The 20,121-nt window shown below is 70.4% G+C and carries 19 protein-coding genes and 2 tRNA genes; 18 read left to right on the forward strand and 3 right to left on the reverse strand.

Annotated elements, in window-relative coordinates; all coding sequences use genetic code 11:
- The first annotated feature begins 119 nt into the window (after positions 1-119).
- The 5 genes from ACWGH4_RS11960 to ACWGH4_RS11980 all read left to right on the forward strand — a co-directional run bounded on the left by ACWGH4_RS11960 (position 120) and on the right by ACWGH4_RS11980 (position 5,249).
- The gene (locus tag ACWGH4_RS11960) at positions 120-1,373 is read left to right on the forward strand and encodes a glycosyltransferase family 2 protein (protein ID WP_453458948.1); all 1,254 of its coding nucleotides are present in this window, start codon (positions 120-122) and stop codon (positions 1,371-1,373) included.
- A 60-nt stretch (positions 1,374-1,433) separates the two neighbouring features.
- Positions 1,434-2,501, forward strand: a complete 1,068-nt coding sequence (locus ACWGH4_RS11965; protein ID WP_441262980.1) for a glucose-1-phosphate thymidylyltransferase — start codon at positions 1,434-1,436, stop codon at positions 2,499-2,501.
- Positions 2,498-3,484 carry a dTDP-glucose 4,6-dehydratase gene (gene rfbB, locus ACWGH4_RS11970; protein ID WP_453458951.1) on the forward strand — a complete coding sequence of 329 codons (987 nt, stop codon included), beginning with the start codon at positions 2,498-2,500 and terminating at the stop codon, positions 3,482-3,484. Before ACWGH4_RS11965 ends, rfbB begins: the two co-directional genes overlap by 4 nt.
- Entirely contained in the window at positions 3,481-4,377 is an 897-nt protein-coding gene (gene rfbD / locus ACWGH4_RS11975) for a dTDP-4-dehydrorhamnose reductase (RefSeq protein ID WP_453458953.1), read from the forward strand. The genes rfbB and rfbD overlap by 4 nt, the downstream gene beginning before the upstream one ends.
- A 77-nt stretch (positions 4,378-4,454) precedes the next feature.
- The gene (locus ACWGH4_RS11980; protein WP_453458956.1) at positions 4,455-5,249 is read left to right on the forward strand and encodes a class I SAM-dependent methyltransferase; all 795 of its coding nucleotides are present in this window, start codon (positions 4,455-4,457) and stop codon (positions 5,247-5,249) included.
- A 66-nt stretch (positions 5,250-5,315) separates the two neighbouring features.
- On the opposite strand, the gene rfbC is transcribed toward ACWGH4_RS11980, so the two are convergent.
- Both rfbC and ACWGH4_RS11990 read right to left on the reverse strand, forming a co-directional pair.
- Entirely contained in the window at positions 5,316-5,915 is a 600-nt protein-coding gene (gene rfbC / locus ACWGH4_RS11985; protein WP_453458959.1) for a dTDP-4-dehydrorhamnose 3,5-epimerase, read from the reverse strand.
- Positions 5,916-5,979: 64 nt separating this feature from the next.
- Entirely contained in the window at positions 5,980-8,139 is a 2,160-nt protein-coding gene (locus ACWGH4_RS11990) for a glycosyltransferase family 2 protein (RefSeq protein ID WP_453458961.1), read from the reverse strand.
- Between the two features lie 408 nt (positions 8,140-8,547).
- On the opposite strand from ACWGH4_RS11990, the gene proB reads away from it, so the two are divergent.
- From proB to ACWGH4_RS12015, 5 genes are all read left to right on the forward strand, one after another.
- On the forward strand, positions 8,548-9,654 hold the full coding sequence (gene proB, locus ACWGH4_RS11995; protein WP_441262974.1) for a glutamate 5-kinase: 1,107 nt from the start codon (positions 8,548-8,550) through the stop codon (positions 9,652-9,654).
- A 131-nt stretch (positions 9,655-9,785) separates the two neighbouring features.
- Positions 9,786-10,385 carry a hypothetical protein gene (locus ACWGH4_RS12000; RefSeq protein ID WP_453458964.1) on the forward strand — a complete coding sequence of 200 codons (600 nt, stop codon included), beginning with the start codon at positions 9,786-9,788 and terminating at the stop codon, positions 10,383-10,385.
- A 183-nt stretch (positions 10,386-10,568) separates the two neighbouring features.
- On the forward strand, positions 10,569-11,861 hold the full coding sequence (locus tag ACWGH4_RS12005) for a glutamate-5-semialdehyde dehydrogenase (RefSeq protein ID WP_441262972.1): 1,293 nt from the start codon (positions 10,569-10,571) through the stop codon (positions 11,859-11,861).
- A 91-nt stretch (positions 11,862-11,952) separates the two neighbouring features.
- Positions 11,953-12,582, forward strand: a complete 630-nt coding sequence (locus ACWGH4_RS12010; RefSeq protein ID WP_441262971.1) for an SCO2584 family spore wall biosynthesis protein — start codon at positions 11,953-11,955, stop codon at positions 12,580-12,582.
- A 202-nt stretch (positions 12,583-12,784) separates the two neighbouring features.
- Complete coding sequence (locus ACWGH4_RS12015) at positions 12,785-13,861, forward strand: SCO2583 family membrane protein (RefSeq protein WP_453458969.1); 1,077 nt, start codon at positions 12,785-12,787, stop codon at positions 13,859-13,861.
- Here ACWGH4_RS12015 and ACWGH4_RS12020 read toward each other — a convergent pair.
- Positions 13,846-14,943, reverse strand: a complete 1,098-nt coding sequence (locus tag ACWGH4_RS12020; protein WP_453458971.1) for a M48 family metallopeptidase — start codon at positions 14,941-14,943, stop codon at positions 13,846-13,848. The genes ACWGH4_RS12015 and ACWGH4_RS12020 overlap by 16 nt on opposite strands.
- A 223-nt stretch (positions 14,944-15,166) precedes the next feature.
- Here ACWGH4_RS12020 and ACWGH4_RS12025 point away from each other — a divergent pair, with 223 nt between their 5' ends.
- The 8 genes from ACWGH4_RS12025 (at position 15,167) to ACWGH4_RS12060 (ending at position 20,113) form a co-directional block, all read left to right on the forward strand.
- Entirely contained in the window at positions 15,167-15,328 is a 162-nt protein-coding gene (locus ACWGH4_RS12025; protein WP_037776825.1) for a hypothetical protein, read from the forward strand.
- A gap of 38 nt (positions 15,329-15,366) precedes the next feature.
- Positions 15,367-16,002 carry a nicotinate-nucleotide adenylyltransferase gene (gene nadD / locus ACWGH4_RS12030; RefSeq protein ID WP_441262968.1) on the forward strand — a complete coding sequence of 212 codons (636 nt, stop codon included), beginning with the start codon at positions 15,367-15,369 and terminating at the stop codon, positions 16,000-16,002.
- Positions 16,003-16,021: 19 nt separating this feature from the next.
- Positions 16,022-17,866 (forward strand): LCP family protein, encoded by a 1,845-nt coding sequence (locus ACWGH4_RS12035; protein ID WP_453458974.1) that lies wholly within the window; start codon positions 16,022-16,024, stop codon positions 17,864-17,866.
- Between the two features lie 95 nt (positions 17,867-17,961).
- Positions 17,962-18,396 (forward strand): ribosome silencing factor, encoded by a 435-nt coding sequence (gene rsfS / locus ACWGH4_RS12040; RefSeq protein WP_189467936.1) that lies wholly within the window; start codon positions 17,962-17,964, stop codon positions 18,394-18,396.
- A complete protein-coding gene (locus ACWGH4_RS12045) occupies positions 18,393-19,073 on the forward strand; it encodes a histidine phosphatase family protein (RefSeq protein WP_453458982.1) in 681 nt (226 codons plus the stop codon). Before rsfS ends, ACWGH4_RS12045 begins: the two co-directional genes overlap by 4 nt.
- A 115-nt stretch (positions 19,074-19,188) precedes the next feature.
- Positions 19,189-19,261: transfer RNA gene (locus ACWGH4_RS12050), tRNA-Ala, on the forward strand.
- Between the two features lie 350 nt (positions 19,262-19,611).
- Positions 19,612-19,845, forward strand: coding sequence for a hypothetical protein (locus ACWGH4_RS12055; RefSeq protein WP_005317760.1), 234 nt, complete (start codon positions 19,612-19,614; stop codon positions 19,843-19,845).
- A gap of 195 nt (positions 19,846-20,040) precedes the next feature.
- Positions 20,041-20,113 (forward strand) — tRNA-Ala (locus tag ACWGH4_RS12060).
- Positions 20,114-20,121 lie beyond the last annotated feature (8 nt).

The following is a 20,121-nucleotide window of genomic DNA, read 5'->3' on the forward strand; positions in this document are numbered from 1 at the left end:
ACGGAGGCCCCCGGGCCGCTGTCGTTCTCAGGGCCGGTGAGTGCGCAGGCGCGATATGCACATTTGACCGGAGGGTCGTTCACCGCAACCTTTGCCCGGTTCGGGTTGTCTGTATGTCCATGAATGACAGTCTCGTGCCCGACGTCACGGTTGTCGTCGGCGCCTATGAAGCCATGCCGTACCTGATCCGCTGTCTGGAGTCGGTGGAGTCGCAGACCATGGGCGCCGACCGCATCGAGATCGTCGCGGTCGACGACGGTTCGACGGACGGCACGGGCGAGTACCTGGAGGAGTTCGCCGCTCGCAGCAAGGTGCGCACCACGCTGGTCCGGCAGGCCAACTCTGGCGGGCCGAGCGGCCCGCGCAACGTCGGTCTCTCCCTGGCGCGGGGCCGCTATGTCTTCTTCCTCGACGCCGACGACTTCCTCGGCGACGAGGCGCTGGAGCGGATGGTCGCCATGGCGGACCGTGCCGGGACGGACGTGGTGCTCGGCAGGATGGTCGGCCGGGGCCGCGGCGTTCCCGGCTCGATGTTCCACGAGACCGTCGAGCGCGCCGATGTGTACTCGTCACGCATCATCTACGCGCTCAGCGCGCAGAAGCTGTTCCGGCGGGAGATGCTGTGCCGCCTCGGCCTCACGTTCGACGAGAGTCTTCCGACGGGTGAGGACTCGCTGTTCACCATGGAGGCGTATCTCGCCGGCAACGGCGTCTCCGTGGTGGCCGACTACGACTGCTACTACCTGGTCGGCCGCGAGGACGGCAAACACGCCACCCGGCGCGGTACCTACGGCGACCGCTTCGAGGCGCTGACCGGTCTGACCCGGGTGATCGCCCGCCTGGAGCCGCCGGGGCCGCGCCGCGATGTGCTGATGGTCAGGCCGTTCACCGTGGGGCTGCTCCAGCAGTTCGGTCCCGGTTTCCTGCGGCAGCCGGAGTCCGAGCAGCGCGACAAGCTGCGGCTGGCGGCCGCCATGACCGGGTACTGGAACGAAGGCGTCGCGAGCCGCGTGAGGGTGGGGGAGCGGCTGGTGCTGGAGTGCGTCGCAAGGGGCCGGCTCGACCTGCTGAAGGACATGGTGGAGTTCACCGCCGCCAAGTCGGTCCCCGAGGTGGTCCGTGAGCCCCGTACGGGACGCCGGGCCCGTGTGTATCTCGCCCATCCGCACTTCCGGGACCCCGCGGCGGGCCTGCCCGACCGGCTGTACGCCGTCACCGTCTCCGACTGGGCCGGCAGCTGCCGGGTCCTGCCGCCGGAGGCGCAGGCCCTCACCGTCCGGCGGGTGGTGCGCGGGGTGCGCAGACGGGTCCGGCGGCTCGTCCGCACCGCCCGGAATCGGAACACAGGGTCTGTGCAGGGGAACCGTGGGTAAAGTCGAAAGAGCTGAGCGGTATCCGCTCGTGGAACATCACTCGACTCGAGGACATGAATCGTGAAGGCACTCGTTCTCTCCGGAGGGGCGGGCACCCGCCTGCGTCCCATCACGCACACCTCGGCCAAACAACTGGTTCCCGTCGCGAACAAACCGGTGCTCTTCTACGGCCTCGAGGCGATCGCGGAAGCGGGGATCACCGAGGTGGGTGTGATCGTCGGCGACACCGCCGACGAGATCAGGGAAGCCGTCGGGGACGGGTCCCGATTCGGTGTGAAAATCACATACATTCCGCAGGAGAAGCCGCTCGGCCTGGCGCACGCCGTCGCCATTTCGCGGGATTTCCTCGGCGAGGACGACTTCGTGATGTACCTCGGTGACAACTTCATCGTCGGCGGCATCACCGGCCTCGTCGACGAATTCCGTACGGAACGCCCGGACGCGCAGATCCTGCTGACCAAGGTGCCCGATCCGACGTCCTTCGGCGTCGCCGAACTCGACGGGGACGGCCGGGTCGTGGGCCTGGAGGAGAAGCCGAAGGAGCCCAAGAGCGACCTCGCCCTCGTCGGCGTCTACCTCTTCACTCCCGCCGTGCACGAGGCCGTGCGGTCCATCGAGCCTTCCTGGCGAGGCGAGTTGGAGATCACCCACGCCATCCAGTGGCTCATCGACCAGCGCCGCGACGTGCGCTCGACGACCATCGCCGGCTACTGGAAGGACACCGGCAACGTCACAGACATGCTCGAGGTCAACCGCTCCGTGCTGGAGACCGTGGAGCCGAGCAACGACGGCGAGGTCGACCCGAGCAGCGAGATCATCGGCCGGGTCCGGATCGAGAAGGGGGCACGGATCACCAACAGCCGCATCGTGGGCCCCGCGATCATCGGCGGTGACACGGTGATCAGCGACTCGTACGTCGGCCCCTTCACCTCGGTCTCGGAAGGGTGCCTGATCCAGGACAGCGAGATCGAGTACTCCATCGTCCTGCGCGGCGCCTCCATCACCGGTGTGCGGCGTGTGGAGGCCTCGCTGATCGGCCGGGACGTCGAGGTCACGCCTTCTCCCCGTAACCCGTCCTCCCACCGACTCGTGCTCGGCGACCACAGCAAGGTACAGATCTCCTCATGACAACGAAGATCCTGGTGACCGGTGGCGCCGGTTTCATCGGTTCCCACTACGTCCGCACACTGCTCGGCCCCGACGGGCCGGGCGACGTGGCGGTCACCGTGCTCGACAAGCTCACCTACGCGGGCAACCCGGCCAACCTCGACGAGGTCCGGGGCCACCCCGGCTTCGCCTTCGTTCAGGGCGACATCTGCGACGCCGAACTCGTCGGCAAACTCATGGCGGAGCACGACCAGGTGGTCCACTTCGCCGCCGAGTCGCACGTGGACCGCTCCATCGACGGCGGTGCGGAGTTCGTGCGCACCAACGTGCTCGGTACCCACACGCTGGTCGACGCCGCCCACCGGGCCGGAGTCGAGCGGTTCGTCCACATCTCCACGGACGAGGTCTACGGTTCGATCGACGAGGGCTCCTGGCCGGAGACGCACCCGCTCGAGCCCAACTCGCCGTACTCGTCGGCCAAGGCGTCCAGCGACCTGATCGCGCTGTCGTACCACCGCACCCACGGTCTGGACGTCCGGGTGACCCGCTGCTCCAACAACTACGGGCATCACCACTTCCCCGAGAAGGTCATCCCGCTGTTCATCACCAACCTGCTGGACGGCGGGAAGGTCCCGCTCTACGGCGACGGCGGCAACGTCCGGGACTGGCTGCACATCGACGACCACGTTCAGGGCATCGAACTCGTCCGCACCAAGGGCCGCTCCGGCGAGGTCTACAACATCGGCGGCGGCACCGAACTGTCCAACAAGGAGCTCACCGGCCTGCTGCTGGAGGCCTGCGGCGCCGACTGGGACACCAGCGTCGAGTACGTCACCGACCGCAAGGGCCACGACCGCCGCTACTCGGTCGACTGCACCAAGATCCGCGCGGAACTCGGCTACGAGCCGCGCAAGGACTTCGCCACCGGGCTCGCGGAGACCGTCCAGTGGTACCGCGACAACCGCGCCTGGTGGGAGCCCCTGAAGGAGCGTGCGGCGCTGTGAGCTGGCTGGTCACCGGCGCCGGCGGCATGCTCGGCCGGGACGTCGTCGGCCGGCTGGCCGCGGAGGGCGTCCCCGCCGTCGCCGTCACGCGCGCGGACCTGGACATCACCGACCCCGACGCCGTGCGCTCCTGCCTGGCGGCCCACCGCCCCGCCGTCGTGGTGAACTGCGCCGCCTGGACGGACGTCGACGGCGCGGAGGAGCGGGAGGCCGCCGCCCTGGCCGTCAACGGCACCGGCGCGAGGAACGTGGCGGAGGCCTGCAAGGAGAGCGGCGCCGTCCTGCTGCACATCTCCACCGACTACGTCTTCGCGGGTGACGCCACCGTGCCCTACGCCGAGGGCGCCCCCACCGCGCCGCGCAGCGCCTACGGGCGCACCAAGCTGGCGGGGGAGCGGGCGGTGCTCGAGCTGCTGCCGGAGACCGGTCATGTGGTCCGTACGGCCTGGCTCTACGGCGCGGGCGGCCCCAACTTCGTCCGCACCATGATCCGGCTGGAGGCGGCCAGGGACAGCCTCGACGTCGTCGACGACCAGCGCGGCCAGCCCACGTGGAGCGCCGACCTCGCCGGTCTGCTCGTGCGGCTCGGGCAGGCGGCGGTGGCCGGGACCGTCCCCGCGGGCGTCCACCACGGCACCAGCCGGGGCGAGACAACCTGGTACGGCTTCACCAGGGAGATCTTCCGGCTGCTGGGCGCGGACCCGGACCGGGTACGGCCGACGGACAGCGCCGCCTTCGCGCGTCCGGCGCCCCGTCCTTCGTACAGCGTCCTCGGGCACGAAGGCTGGCGGGGAACCGGCATCGAACCTGTTCGCGACTGGCGCGAGGCGCTCGCAGAAGCGTTCCCCGCACTGGTGGACGCAGAGCGCGGAACGGGTGCTACTGGCCGGTAGACATTTACGTCCGGGCCGCGTACACGCTAACTTCGCTGGGAATCAATCAATTTGATTCCCAGCGAAGGGTTCGATCGGTGGATCGCCACGGTTTTCTGCGCCAACTGCACCGCACGTACAAACCCCGCAACTATCTCGAAATCGGGGTCAACGACGGACGTAGTCTGGCACTCTCCCGGGTCCCTTCCGTCGCGATCGACCCCGCGTTCCGTGTCGTGACGAGCATCAGTTGCGATGTCCACCTCGTCAGGGCCACCAGTGACGACTTCTTCGCGCGCAAGGACCCGCTGGTGCATCTGCGCAACGGCCGCAATCCCTTCCGCGCCCTGGCCCGCAAGGACCCGCTGAATGTGCTCGGCGGAGAGCCGAAACTCGAGCTTTCGTTCATCGACGGAATGCATCTCTTCGAGTACGCGCTCCGCGACTTCATGAACGTCGAGCGGCATTCCCGCTGGTCCAGCGTGATCGTGCTCGACGACATGCTCCCGAGGAACGTCGACGAGGCCGCGCGCGACCGGCACACCAAGTTCTGGGCCGGCGACGTCTACAAGGTCGCCCAGGTCCTGCGGAAGTACCGCCCCGACCTGGTCGTCGTCGAGGTCGACACCGCGCCCACCGGAGTCGTGGCGATCTTCGGGGCCGACCCGGAGAACACCGTCCTCAAGAACGCGTACGACAAGATCATCGAAGAGTACGTCGTGCCCGACCCGCAGGACGTCCCCGAAGAGATTCTCGTCCGCAAGAACGCCGTCCAGCCGGAGGCGCTGCTCGGCGCCGACTTCTGGCCCGCCCTGATCAAGGCACGCACGCTGCGGCGGCCGCGCTCGGCCTTCGCGCCGGTGCGCAGGAGCATCGAGAGGCTCACGGGCTGAGCCCCGTTCCCCCTCACGCCCCGGGTCCGCCGGACCCGGGGCGCTCGCCTGCGCGCCCTGTGCGGCTCAGCCGCGGGCGGCCAGCTCGTCGTAATAGGCGCGGCACTCCTCGTACCGTGGCAGCAGGCCCTGGCGCTCAGCCTCGGCCAGCGACGGTGCCGCGGCGTCCTTGTCGGAGAGCACCGGCGTGATGTCCTGCGGCCAGTCGATGCCCAGACCGGGGTCGAGGGGGTCGATGCCGTGCTCACGTTCGGGTGCGTAGCCCTCGGAGCAGAGGTAGACGACCGTGGCGTCGTCCGTCAGGGCCATGAACGCATGCCCCAGGCCCTCCGAAAGATAGACGCTGCGGTGGTCGACGTCGTCGAGGCGGACCGCCTCCCACTGCCCGAACGTCGGTGAGCCGACCCGGATGTCGACCACGACGTCCAGGACGGCGCCCCGCACGCACTTGACGTACTTCGCCTGGCTCGGCGGAACGTCGGCGAAGTGGACGCCGCGGAGCGTGCCGCGGCTGGAGACCGAGCAGTTGGCCTGGGCGAGCCGCAGACCGTGGCCGGCGGCCTTCGTGAAGTCGCCTTCCTTGAACCACTCGTGGAAGCTCCCGCGGCTGTCCGGGAAGATCTTCGGCTCGTGCACCCAGGCGCCGGTGATGGAGAGCTGCCGCATGTGATCCTGTCCTCTTTCCGGTGTTGCGGTCAGGTGGCCGATGCCGGGCCCGCGGGTCGGCCGGTCATCCCAGCAGTCGGGCCGCGATCCGGCGCACCTTCTTGCGCCCGGAGGACGGCAGCCGTCGCACGACAGGGCCGGCCACGGTGCGTACCGCCTCTCGCAATGCCGACCGGCGGCGCTGCACCGTCAGCTTCCGCAGCAGGGCGGGGTCCGGTGCGGGGAGACTGCCGTCCAGCCGGAGACGGCCGGCGGCATCGACATCCACCGTACACAGCGCCAGCGCACGGCCCTTCTCGCCGTCGAGCCGCACCCCGAGCTGCCAGGTGCCCTCCGGCGCCCCCTCGATCCGCCGGGGCACCGGCAGATGGGCGCGACCGTGCACCGGGCGCAGTGTGGACGGGAACGCGTGGACGACCGCGGCGTCCGGTGCCTCAGAGGTCTCCGGCTCCTCCGTTCCCGTCTCCGCCGCCTCGGCGGTGGCAGGGGCGGGCGTGGCCGGCGGCTTGCTCAGCACCAGCTGCACCGCCGAGTGAGCGGTCGAGGCCGTCGTGACCAGGTCGAGCCGCAGCTGCGGCGAACGCCCCGGCATGCAGAGCACGGGGCGGCCCTCCAGATAGGGGACCAGCTTCTTGCCGCGACGGGAGACATCGAGGGTGAGGTTGCCGTGCGGGTTGGTGAAGTACGGGATCACGGGGCGGGCGGGCGAGGACAGCAGTGCCGGGACGCACTGGTCGTCGACATGCTCCGCACGCTCGGCGCCCAGCCGCGTCTTGCGTACGAGACCGAGGCCGCGCACGCTCACCCAGGCGTCCCAGAAGCCCCGGGGGAGGTTGCCCCGGCCCTTGCGGCTGGCCTGGGACGCCAGCACGCCGGTGCCCCGGAGCACGACCTCGCAGGTCCGGCCCGCTTTGTCCGGCCCGTCGACGGGCTCCGTGGTCTCGTCGTCCTCGTCGTCGAGCATCTCGACGCGGGTCTCCAGCGTGGTCGGGCACAGCCACTCCACCGCCTTCTCGCGGTCACGCAGCGACAGCTCGGCCTGGAAGCCGGCGAGATCGTCGGTGATGTCGAGGAGCGCGCCCTCGGGGAGGAACCCGGAGGTGATGTCGGGGTGCACGTAGAGCCGCTCGTCACGGCTCAGAAACTTCAGCGGCAGACGCTGCTCGCCGTGGACCAGCCGTCCGGCCATGGTCACGGTGATCCGGCCGTCGGTCTCCCACCGCACGTTCTCCAGCCGGGCGGAGCCCTTGACGGACGCACCGAGCCGGGCGAGCCGCACCAGCCCCTCCGCGTTGTTCTCGCGCAGCAGGGTGGAGCGCATCCGCAGCATCGGACCGAGGCCGTCGTGCACGGAGTCGTCCATGTACTCCAGTGCGAGCGGCCGTACCGCGTCGACCATCTCCCGCAGGTAGGCGTCGTCGTACTTGAGCACCGCCGGCTCGCTGAGGCGGCCCAGCATCTCCACCCGGTAGAAGCGGCGCAGCACCCGGTCCCGCAGCGGACCCGGCTCGGTGTTGGCGACGACGACGTCGAGGACCTCACGGAGGTTGCCGTAGTAGCCCTCGGGGACGAGCTTCGCCGACCCGGCGTTCTTGCCGTCGTCCCGCTTCGAGTAGTGGTAGCAGGTGTACGTGCCGAGGATCGAGACGACCTTGGCGGGGAAGTACGCCCGCATCATGTACAGCTGGTCCTCGAGGCGGCGCTTGCCCTCGGGGTAGGCGATGCCGTGCTCGCGCAGGAACGCGGTGCGGAACATCTTGTGCGGGGTGAGGCTGTCGAACAGCGGCGCGTCGCGCAGCGTGCACTTCTCGCGGTTCGTACGGAAGACGCCGTGCGGCACGCCGCGGAAGTTGCTGGCCACCTTGCCGATGACGATGTCGGAGCCGTTCCTGTGCCCCATGTCGTAGAGGCGGCGCAGCGCGTCCGTGCCCAGGTGGTCGTCCTGGTCGAGGAACTGGACGTATTCACCGCGCGCTTCGGCGACCCCGACGTTCCTCGGCTTGCCCGGCCAGCCGGAATTCGGGATGTGGATCACCCGGAAGTGGGGATGCTCGGCCGCCAGCTTGTCGAGCCGCTCCGGCGTGTCGTCGGTGGAGCCGTCGTCGACGAACAGGACCTCGAACTCCTCGGCCGACAGGGTCTGGCGGACCAGGGAATCGATGCACGGGTCGATGTACTTCCCCGGGTTGTACACCGGGATGACGACACTCACTTTGACCGACACAGCTGCGCCCCGTCTGTTGTGGGAACCGGAGTCGAAGGTGGCGGGCCGGAGACAGGCATGCGCCGGAGCGGCGCGGGCCACCGCCCACCGGCCACCCTAGCGGTTGGCCGGATCGAACAACCATCGGCGCGGTCAACTCGCTCCGCCCGCCGGGCCGCTGCGGCGTGGCACCGCGCGACGCGGGTGAAGGGGACAGGTGCCCGCCTGCCGGATGCTGCTGTCCAGCGAGCGGAATGCCCGCGCACCCGACAGCGGCGCTGGCATACATTCGGCCTTGTGACAGAGGCGAGGCACGGCGTGAGCGGACAGAGCCCGGAACAGCGGACGGCAGGGCATGCGGCAGGGGCCCCCGCGGGGCAGCCACCGGCCTCCGCCGCACCGGCGGACACGGGCCGGGCGAGGGCGCATGTGACCGCCGCCCGCCGGGTCGTCGTCAAGGTCGGCTCCTCCTCCCTCACCACCGCCGCCGGCGGGCTGGACGCGGACCGGGTGGACGCCCTGGTGGACGTGCTCGCCAAGGTCCGCAGCGGCGGCGAGAAGGAGATAGTGCTCGTCTCCTCCGGCGCCATCGCCGCGGGCCTCGCGCCGCTCGGGCTCACCCGCCGGCCCAAGGACCTGGCCCGTCAACAGGCCGCCGCGAGCGTCGGCCAGGGCCTGCTCGTCGCTCGCTACACCGCGTCCTTCGCCCGCTACGGCGTCCGCGTCGGCCAGGTGCTCCTGACCAGTGACGACACCAGCCGCCGCGCCCACTACCGCAACGCCTACCGGACCCTGGACCAGCTCCTCGCCATGGGCGCGGTCCCGGTCGTCAACGAGAACGACACCGTCGCCACAGACGAGATCCGCTTCGGCGACAACGACCGGCTCGCCGCGCTCGTCGCCCACCTCGTACGGGCGGACCTGCTGGTCCTGCTCTCCGACGTCGACGGCCTGTACGACGGGGACCCGGCCCGTCCCGACACCAGCCGCATCGAGGAGGTGCACGGCCCCGAGGACATCGCCCATGTGCAGATCGGCAGCGCGGGCAAGGCGGGCGTCGGCACCGGCGGCATGGTCACCAAGGTCGAGGCGTCCCGGATCGCGGCGGCCGCCGGCGTGCCGGTGGTCCTCACCTCCGCGAGCCGCGCCGCCGACGCACTCGCGGGCCGTGACACCGGGACGTACTTCCACGCCACCGGACGCCGCTCCGCCGACCGGCTGCTGTGGTTGGCGCACGCCTCCACGCCGCAGGGCTCCCTCACCCTCGACGACGGTGCCGTACGGGCCGTCGTCGACAACAGGAAGTCGCTGCTGCCCGCCGGGATCGCCGCCGTGGACGGCGAGTTCAGCGCCGGGGACCCGGTGGAGCTGCGCGACGCCGCCGGCCGGCCGGTCGCACGGGGGCTGGTCAACTTCGACGCCAAGGAGATCCCCCGGATGGCCGGGCGCTCCACCAGGGAACTGGGGAAGGAGCTCGGCCCGGAGTACGAGCGGGAAGTCGTACACAGGGACGATCTGGTCGTCCTTCAGACGTGAAAAGGCGGAAAGTCCCACCGTCTGGCAGGGACCTTTACCAAAACCGCCCCACGCCCCGCCGTGGGCTGGTCAACTTTGTTGCGGGGGAACGCGGGGTTCGGCACGACGACGCAGCAACAGGGAGGCCGCCGGTGAGACGAGCGCGCCCAGGGGATGCGCCCCGAGGGAACGGGAAGCTGCCGGGCGTCCGCCGGTCGGTGGGCGAGGAGCGGGCGCTGACCAGCGTCGGAGCGGGCGCGGACTTCGGCGACGGGCACGGTGACGCGCGCGGCGAAGCGCGGACCGACAAAGACGCCCGGAGGGACCGGATGAAGATCCAGGACCAGGGGACCGGAACCGGCACCGTGGAGGCGGGAACACGGCCGGGTGCCGCCGACGAGGAGCGTGTGCTGTCCCGCCTGTGGCACATCACGCTCAGCGTCTCCGGCCGGGAGGCCCCGCTCAAGGAGGTCCGCCGCGGCCTCGAACAGCTGGCCCACGACCACCCCTTCCTGCTCACCAGCCGGTACGCCAACGACCACGCGGAGATCCGCTACTGGGAGGAGGCGCGCGACCTGCACGACGCGGCCGCGGTCGCCCTGCGGCTCTGGGGCGAGCACCGTTCCACGGCCAACCTGCCGCCGTGGGAGATCGTCGGCCTCGAGGTCATCGACCGGCAGACCTATCACCAGCGCGTCGCGGAGGGCTACGGTCCGCCGCCGGCCGCGCGGGTGGGCGTGCATCCCTTCTGAAAGCAGGGCGTGTGCGGGTGGGAGTGCGCCCCTCCGCGGGGCGCAGGGCGCGTGCGGGTGGACGTGCGTCCCTCCTGGGGAAGGGCGGCGTGTGAGGCGGCCGAGGCACGCGGCGCGAGGCGGTCCGTCTCGGACTGCGGGATACGGGAGGGCCGCCCACGGGCGGCGCATTACGCTTCCTGTATGACGTCGCTCTCTTCGGTTTCGCCCTACGACAACATGTCCCCGGTCGCCCAGGTGGCCTACCGGGCCCGCGCAGCGGCCGCCGACCTCGCACCCCTGCCGCGATCGGCCAAGGACGACGCGCTGCTGGCGATGGCCGACGCCCTGGAGGTCCGTACGAGCGAGATCGTCGAGGCCAACGCCGAGGACGTCGCCCGCGCCCGTGAGGCGGGGACCAGCGAGACGGTCATCGACCGGCTCACGCTCACTCCCGAGCGTGTCCGTGCCATCGCCGCCGACGTGCGTGACGTGGCCGCCCTTCCCGACCCCGTCGGCGAGGTGGTGCGCGGCTCGACCCTGCCCAACGGCATCGACCTGCGCCAGGTGCGGGTGCCGCTCGGCGTCGTCGGCATCATCTACGAGGCCCGGCCGAACGTCACCGTGGACGCCGCCGCGCTGTGCCTGAAGTCGGGCAACGCGGTGCTGCTGCGCGGCTCGTCCTCCGCGTACTCCTCCAACACCGCCCTGGTGCGGGTGCTGCGGGACGCGGTCGGCGGTTCCGGTCTGCCGGCCGACGCCGTACAGCTCGTGCCCGGCGAGAGCCGGGACTCCGTACGCGAACTGATGCGGGCACGCGGCATGGTCGACGTGCTGATCCCCCGGGGCGGCGCCTCGCTGATCCGCACGGTCGTCGAAGAGTCCATCGTCCCCGTCATCGAGACGGGCACCGGGAACTGCCACGTGTACGTGGACGCCGAGACCGACATCGACATGGCCGTCGAGATCCTGATCAACTCCAAGGCGCAGCGGCCGAGCGTCTGCAACGCCGCGGAGACCCTCCTCGTCCACAAGGACATCGCGGCCGCCTTCCTGCCGCGCGCCCTGGACGCGCTCGCGGACGCGGGGGTGACCGTGCACGGCGACGAACGCGTCATCGAGTACGCGGACGCCACCAAGGCCACGATCGTGCCCGCGACGACGGAGGACTGGGAGACGGAGTACCTCTCCTACGACATCGCCGCCGCCGTCGTCGAGTCGCTGGAGTCGGCCGTCGCCCACATCCGTCTCTGGTCGTCCGGTCACACCGAGGCGATCGTCACCACCTCGCAGGCCGCGGCGCGGCGATTCACCCAGTTGGTGGACTCCACGACGGTCGCGGTGAACGCGTCCACCCGTTTCACCGACGGTGGTCAGTTCGGATTCGGCGCCGAGATCGGCATCTCGACGCAGAAGCTGCACGCGCGCGGTCCGATGGGGCTGCCCGAGCTGACCTCGACGAAGTACATCGTGACGGGCGACGGCCACACACGATGACCGTCAGCGGGGTGGCCCGTCGGATCACCCGGGTGGGGAGAGTTTGCGCTCTCCCTGCCCAAACCGGGCCCCCCGGTCTACTCTGAGAGACGTGCCGGACGACGTGGGGGGCAAGCCGTTTCAGGACGGCGAGGACCCTGAGGACTCTGTCGACCGCGGGGGCGCGGACGAGGACTTCGCCACCGTGGTGTTCGACGAGGACTTCGTACGGGCCGCCAAGATCCACGAACCGACCGCGGTGGAGCGGCTGCTGGCAGCCGCGGAGGCACGTGCGGAGGCGGACGGCGCCCGGTCCGGCCATCGAGGACACTCTCCCGACGACGACCTCTACGGCGGCACTCACGCACCCGGCCACCGGCGCCGCGGTCACGACCACGACGACGAGGACGACGAGGACACCGGCCCCGACGGTGACTGGGCCGGCCCCTACGGGCGGCACGGCGGTGCTCTGCGTCCCTATCGCGGCACCGCGCGCTGGCACCGGCCCGTGGCCTGGCTGCTGGCCCTGCTGATGGGCATCGGGATGGTCGCCCTCGCCTTCACCGCCGTGTACCGCGGAGCCTCGAACGGCAACCGGCAGGATCCGGTGCCGCAGCCCGTGCGGACGGGCGTGGACGCGCCCCCGACGGGAGCCACCGTCAGCGGGCGTGGCAACGGTCCCGTGGCGACGCCGCTCGAACGCTCCGGCCCGCGGGTCTCCACCGTGCCACCGGCCCACTGAGGTCCTCGCACTCCCTGAGGTCTCGCGCTCCGTGAGGCACGCGCGTCTCCAGAGGCCCGCGAGCTCCGTGAGGCTCTCGAGCCGGCCGGGGAAACGCCGCGGATACTCCCCGGGCACCCCGTGCGCAACTTGGTGAGAACGCGTCAGAACTTGTGGTGTACCAGCGCGTTTACCGCGTGCCCGCCAGACCTACCCTGAAAGTATGGCTGGGCGTGGAGACCCGCCCGAGGGGACTCCCGAGGGGCTCCCCGGCGGTGGAGATGACGAGTACGGATCGGTCGTCTTCGACGAATCGTTCATCCGTGCTGCCCGCGTCCAGGAATTCTCCGCGGTGGAGCGGATGGGCGAAGACGCACCGGCCGTGCGCAGCCTCCCCACATGGAACGCCGGACGGGCCCCCGGCCAGATCCTGCTGCTGGTCCTCCTCGTCGTCATCGCCTTCGGCACCGCGATCTTCCTGGGTGTCCGGCACCCCTACCAGCCTCCCCAGGCCCGGGAGGCCGAGCCGTTGCGCGTCACCGTCGTCCCACTGGCCCCGCAGGGCCCGGTGCCGGGCGGCTCGCCCGCCGAGCTCTTCGCGAGCAGCCAGGCCGATCAGTTCCGCACCGGAGCCGCGGGCATCACCATGCCGCCCATGCGCCGGACCGAGCACTTCTCGGAGACGCAGGTGATGACCGCGCTGGCGACCGCCAAGGACTACCTGGTGACGTCGTCGCTCGACCCCGACGTCCTCACCGGTGACGCCGTCCAGCCCGTGCGTACCCTGCTCCACCCGGACCAGATGGCGCAGTTCGACCGGAGCGTCGCCTCACCGGCCGCCGACGGCCGGCACGCCGCCACCGGCTGGCTGGTCCGCTTCGACCCCGCGAAGGTCGCGCTGGCCGATCCGGACGTGCGGGTGCGGGGCACGCTCACCGTCACGGAGGCGGGGAGCGGCGCCTTGGAGATCGTCTCCGACCACACCTTCGTCTACGCGCTGCGCCGGGCGGCCGTCAGCGGTCCGGGCATGGACGAGGCCTCGCTCTTCACGGTCCGCCGCGAGCTCCACTTCCGCTTCGACAGGGACGACCTCGCGCACCGTCGCCTGGAGGTGCGCGTCAGCAACCTCCAGGCCGGGCCGCAGGCCTGCTCGTCCGACGTGTCGGGAGCACTGCATCCGCTGCTGTCCGGACAGCGGGCGGATTCCGACGGCCCGGCCGGCACCGACCCGTACGCGACGGGCCGGGCCACCGTGGCGCTCTGCGGGTCCCTCGCCCCGGAGGCTCAGCCCTCGCCCTGAGCGCCGCCGCCGCCCGCCGGACCGGTGCCGTTGCTGCCGCCGGCGGTCTCGCTGGCCGCGCCACCGTTGCCCATGAACTTGTCCCGCAGCTTGCCGCCGAGGTCGCCCGCCCCGCCCGCTATGTCGCCGACCAGCTTCATCAGCGGGTCCTTGCTGGTGCGCACCGTGTCGGCGTAGTGCGAGGCGGACTCGCGGAAGGAGTCGGTGACCGAGGCGTCCTTGTCCTCGGTGCGGCGGGGGTAGTGGCCGTCCATGATCCGCTGGTAGTCGCGGCTCTCCGCCCACTTCTTCAGCTCGGCGGCGCGCACCGTGGTGAACGGGTGCGACCGGGGGAGCACATTGAGGATCTTGAGGACCGAGTCGCGCAGGTCGCCCGCGGACTCGTACTCCTCCGCCTGCTGCAGGAACGCGTCCACGTTCATCTCGTGCAGGTGGTTACCGCCGGCGATCTTCATCAGGCCGCGCATCGACGCCTGGAGGTCCTGGCCCACGAGCAGGCCCGCGCGGTCGGCCGACAGCTCCGACTTGCGGAACCACTCGCGCAGCGCCGTGACGATCGCCATGATCGCCACATTGCCGAGCGGGATCCAGGCGACCTTCAGTGCCAGGCCGGTGAGGAAGAGGAGGACCGTGCGGTAGACGGAGTGCCCGGAGAGGGCGTGGCCGACCTCATGGCCGACGACCGCCCGCATCTCCTCCTCGTCGAGCAGCTCCACGAGCCCGGTGGTCAGGACGATGATCGGCTCGTCCAGGCCGATGCACATGGCATTGGGACGCGGGTCCTGCGTCACGTACATCGCGGGGACCTTCTTCAGGTCCAGGATGTAGCAGGCGTCGCGCAGCATGTCGTTGAGATGCGCGAACTGGGCGTCGCTCACCCGCACCGAGTCGGAGAGGAAGAGCAGTCGCAGACTGCGCTCGGGAAGGAGCGCGCTGAGCGCCTTGAAAACGGTGTCGAAGCCGCTGAGCTTGCGCAGCGCGACGAGCGCCGAGCGGTCCGCGGGGTGTTCGTACGCCCGTGAGGAGATCTCCGGGAAGCGCTTGCGCTGCCTGCTCGGTACCTGCTCGTGGCTGTTGGTCATGGTGCCCCCTGTTGGTGCGAGTCCTCGCTCGTCCCCCTGACGGACCTCAGCCTAGGGGCTGCGGCCGCGGCACGGCGGGGCCTGTGGACAACTCCCGGGAACCCCTGTGACGGCGTCTGCGGTGGGCACAACGACTGAGTCGGCGTGAGCGTGCCCGGGAGGCCCGCATACGATGTCCGCGAAGTCTCCGACTCCCACTCCCGATCGATTGGTCCTGTTGAAGATGAGCCTCACCGGCACCGCCGCCAACCTGGTCACGCTCGCCGAGGGCGCCGAGCACGGCGGCAACCACGAAAGCCTCAGCCCGTACGTGACCGGCATCGGCGCCTTCGTCGCCCTGATGCTGCTGCTGTGGATCACCACCCGCTTCAACCGCGACCGCTGATCCCTGGCCGGCGGCCGGTGCCAGTAGGCTCTGCACGCATGGGAGAGCAGATAGTGGCCGCGGGCTCCGGCGCCGGCTCCGGTCCGGGCAGACGCCGACTCGGCGTGATGGGCGGGACGTTCGACCCGATCCACCACGGACACCTGGTGGCCGCCAGCGAGGTGGCCGCCCTCTTCCACCTCGACGAGGTGGTGTTCGTGCCGACCGGGCAGCCGTGGCAGAAGAGCCACAAGAACGTGTCGCCGGCCGAGGACCGCTATCTGATGACGGTCATCGCCACGGCGTCCAACCCGCAGTTCTCGGTGAGCCGTATCGACATCGACCGCGGCGGCCCGACGTACACCATCGACACGCTGCGGGACCTGCGCTCCCTCAACGAGGACTCGGACCTGTTCTTCATCACGGGTGCCGACGCGCTCTCCCAGATCCTCGGCTGGCGGAACGCCGAGGAACTCTTCTCGCTCGCCCACTTCATCGGAGTGACCCGGCCGGGCCATGATCTGACCGACGACGGCCTGCCCGAGGGCGGAGTCTCCCTGGTGGAGGTTCCGGCGCTGGCCATCTCGTCGACCGACTGCAGGGAGAGAGTCGCCCAGGGGGACCCGGTCTGGTACCTGGTGCCGGACGGTGTGGTGCGCTACATCGACAAGCGCCAGTTGTACCGCGGCGAATGAGCCGCGGAGAGGGGCACCGTTGAACGACCAGCAGAATCCTTACGACCCGTACCACCAGCCGCAGATCATCGGCTACGACGAGTACGGACAGCCGGTCTATCAGCAGCCCCAGCAGTACGACCCCTACGCACAGCAGCAGGGCGGCCACTCTGGGCAGCAGGACGGACAGAACCGCCCGGGCCCCGGGGCCTACGGTTCCACGCAGGACTACGGCTCGGCGCAGGGCTACGCCCCCGAGCAGGGATACGGCGGCGCGGGCGACGGCTACGGCGGCACCGGCCAGGACTACGGCCGGCCCGGGACCTCCCAGGGCTACGGATACGACCCGTACGCCCCGCAGGCGCCGGCGGGGCAGGACCAGGGCTACGACCCTTACGCGTCCGGCCAGGGCGGTTACGGCTACGACACCGGCACCCAGCCCGCCGTCGACACCACGGCGCAGTGGTTCCCGCAGCAGCAGACTCCACAGCAGCAGCAGGTCCCACGGCAGCAGGTCCCTCAGCAGCAGTCCCCTCAGCATCAGGAGCAGCGTCCCGCCCCCGCGGCCCGGGAATCGGCCGGAGTGCCGGAGCAGCGCCGTCCGGCGGACGGGTCGGAGCGTCCGTACCAGACCGAGCAGTTCTCGTTCATCGAGGAGCCCGACGAGGACTCCGAAGACGTCATCGACTGGCTGAAGTTCACCGAGAGCCGCTCGGAGCGGCGCGAGGAGGCCAAACGCCGGGGCCGCAACCGCGTCGTCGCGCTCCTGGTCACGCTGGCCCTCGTGCTCGTCGGCGGCGTCGGCTACCTCTGGTACGCGGGCAAGCTCCCCGGCCTGTCCGGCTCCGACACGAAGAGCGAGGCGGCCGCCGGCCCGCAGAAGCGCGACGTCATCGTGGTGCACCTGCACAACACCAAGAAGAAGGGCACGTCCACCGCCCTCCTCGTCGACAACGCCACCACCGGTCAGGGCACCACCGTCCTGCTTCCCGACAACCTCTCCGTGGCGAACGACGACGGCACGGCCACCACCCTCGGCAAGTCCGTCGAGGACGACGGGTCCGCCGGTACCCGTGAGGCGATCGGCACCCTGCTGGGCGCCAAGGTCTCCGGCACCTGGCGCCTCGACACCCCGTACCTGGAGAACCTCGTCGAGCTGGTCGGCACGATCGACCTGACGACCGACACCGAGGTCCCCGGGGCGGCGAAGGGCGACGAGCCCCTGGTGAAGAAGGGCGAGAACCAGACGCTCAACGGGCGGGCGGCCGTGGCGTACGCCACCCACGTGGGGCCCGGGGAGGCCGAGGAGAAGCAGCTGCTGCGCTTCGGCCAGGTCATGCAGGCGGTGCTCAAGAAGCTCCCGGACGACCCGAAGTCGGCCACGGTCATCGTGGAGACGCTGGCGCAGATCCTCGACCCGTCCCTCAACGAGCGGGACCTCGGGACGTCCCTCGCCAAGCTCGCCGAGCACGCGAAGGGCGGGGACTACAAGACCGCGCTGCTCCCCGTCCAGGAGGACGGCACGCTCAGCGACGAGGCCGCGAGCAGCGTCGTCAAGGACGTCCTCGGCGGCTCGGTCAGCGCTCCGGAGCCGGGCGACACCCTCCGTGTGGGGATCAAGAACGGCAGCGGGAAGGCCGATGCCACGGAGCAGGCCCGGGTCACCCTCATCAACGGCGGCTACAACGTCATCGACGGAGGCAAGGCGGACACGGTCGACGCGTCGCAGGTCACCTACGGCGACGACGCGCAGAAGGCGAAGGCGGAAGAGGTCGCCAAGACGCTCGGTCTGCCGGCCGGTGCGGTGAAGAAGGGCAAGACCGCCACCAACGCCGACGTCTCGGTCGTCCTGGGCCCCGATTTCTCGACCGAGGAGCCGGAGTGACCGGGGCGACGCGGGGGGCCTGAGCATCGCTGCGTGGGGTGTCGGCGGTCCGTGAGACCCTTGAAGGGTTCCTGACCGCCGACGAAAGCCTGCCTGTGACCGCCACGGATCGCTCCATCGAGCTCGTCAACGCCGCCGCCCAGGCGGCGGCCGACCGGCTCGCGCACGACATCATCGCGTACGACGTCAGCGATGTGCTCTCCATCACCGATGCCTTCCTCCTCGCCTCCGCGCCCAACGACCGCCAGGTCAAGTCGATCGTCGACGAGATCGAGGAGCGGCTGAACAAGCAGCTCGGCGCCAAGCCGGTGCGCCGCGAGGGCGACCGCGACGCCCGCTGGATCCTGCTCGACTACGTCGACATCGTGGTGCACGTCCAGCACACCGAGGAGCGGGTCTTCTACGCCCTCGAGCGGCTCTGGAAGGACTGCCCGGAGCTCACGCTCCCGGAGGACGCCAGGAAGACCCGCGGCAAGGCCAAGGAGCACGCCGAGCTCACCGGCGGTGACACGGAAGGGGAGCAGCGCTGAACGGCAACAACAGCAGCGGCGGCGCCGGGAGCACCCGGCGGGCGCGCGGCCGGCGCATCGTCCTGTGGCGTCACGGCCAGACCGCGTGGAACCTGGAGCGCCGTTTCCAGGGCTCCACTGACATCGAGCTGACCGAGGCCGGCGTCGCCCAGGCGCGCCGTGCCGCCCGGCTTCTCGCGTCGCTGAACCCCGACGCGATCGTCGCCTCCGACCTGAAGCGGGCCGCGGCGACGGCGGGCGAGCTGGCCGGTGTCACCGGCATCGACATCTCCTACGACGCCGCCCTGCGCGAGACGTACGCGGGCGCCTGGCAGGGTCTGACCCACGAGGAGATCATCGAGCGCTACGGCGACCAGTACGCGGCCTGGAAGCGCGGCGAGCCCGTCCGGCGCGGCGGCGGGGAACTGGAGACCGAGGTGGCCGACCGGGCCGCTCCGGTGGTGCTCCACCACGCGGAGAAGCTCCCCGACGACGGCACGCTCGTCGTCGTCAGTCACGGCGGCACGATCCGCACGACCATCGGCCGGCTGCTCGGTCTCGAGTCCCAGCACTGGGAGAGCCTCGGCGGGCTCACGAACTGCTGCTGGTCGGTGCTGGGCGAAGGCGCGCGGGGCTGGCGCCTGCTCGAGCACAACGCCGGCACCCTGCCGGAGCCCGTCCTCGGCGACGACACCTGAGCGGGCCGGGTCCGGCGCGCACCGCCCGGCGGCGGTCCCGGACCCGGATTTCACTTTCCGGCAGGTCGCAGGCTAAAGTTCTTCTTGTTCGCAGCGCGGAGCGCGAAGAACACGCGGGGCTATAGCTCAGTTGGTAGAGCGCCTGCATGGCATGCAGGAGGTCAGGAGTTCAATTCTCCTTAGCTCCACAATCGGATCCCGTCCCCTTCCAGGGGGCGGGATTCTTCGTTCTTGTCCGGTCATGACCGCCTCCCCGCGGTGCGTGGCCGATCTCGTACGCGAACGCCGCTGACCACCGTGCGCGGCCGTGGCAGAATCGGACGGCCGGAGGGGACACCGGCGGTACGGGAGGGAGCGCACGATGTCCGCCAGCGGCGAGGAAGCCGGGGAGGCTGCCGATGACCTGCTTGCCACGGCGGAGGCCGGTGCTCGACTCAGCTGTCCTTCCTGTGGTTCTGTCCATGTCGCCCAGGTCCTCGGGGACAACGGCGGCGTTTCCTTCGTGTGCACGGCCTGCGGCCACAGCTGGAGCTGAGTGATGGGTGCCCACAGGCGTAAATGCGACTGGTGCGGTAGTGGTACGCCGATCGTCAGGGACATGGATCCGGTCAATCCCGAGTTCCAGTACTGGTGCGAGGAGTGCGCGCGGGCGCTGATCATAAAAGGCGACCCGATCGAGACCTACCGCGAGCTCGAAGGTGAACCGATCTACGGCCGGCTCCTGGACGAGCACTGCACCCTCAAACGTTTCTATTCGTTCGCGACGGCCTGACAGCCTCGGTGCCCGACAGCCCCAACGCCTGACAGGATGTCGGATCCGCCCCCTTTGTCGCTCTGCTCGTGAACGGGGCGAACCAGGGCATCACGGGCGGGGCTGGAAACGATTTGGAGATGCGGCGACGGGGGCGTTAATGTTCTCTACGTCGCCGCCGCGGGGGAAACCCGGGAGCTGGGCGGCACACAGCAAGGGGCTATAGCTCAGTTGGTAGAGCGCCTGCATGGCATGCAGGAGGTCAGGAGTTCAATTCTCCTTAGCTCCACAAGAGAC

Source organism: Streptomyces sp. NPDC054847, from assembly GCF_053610925.1.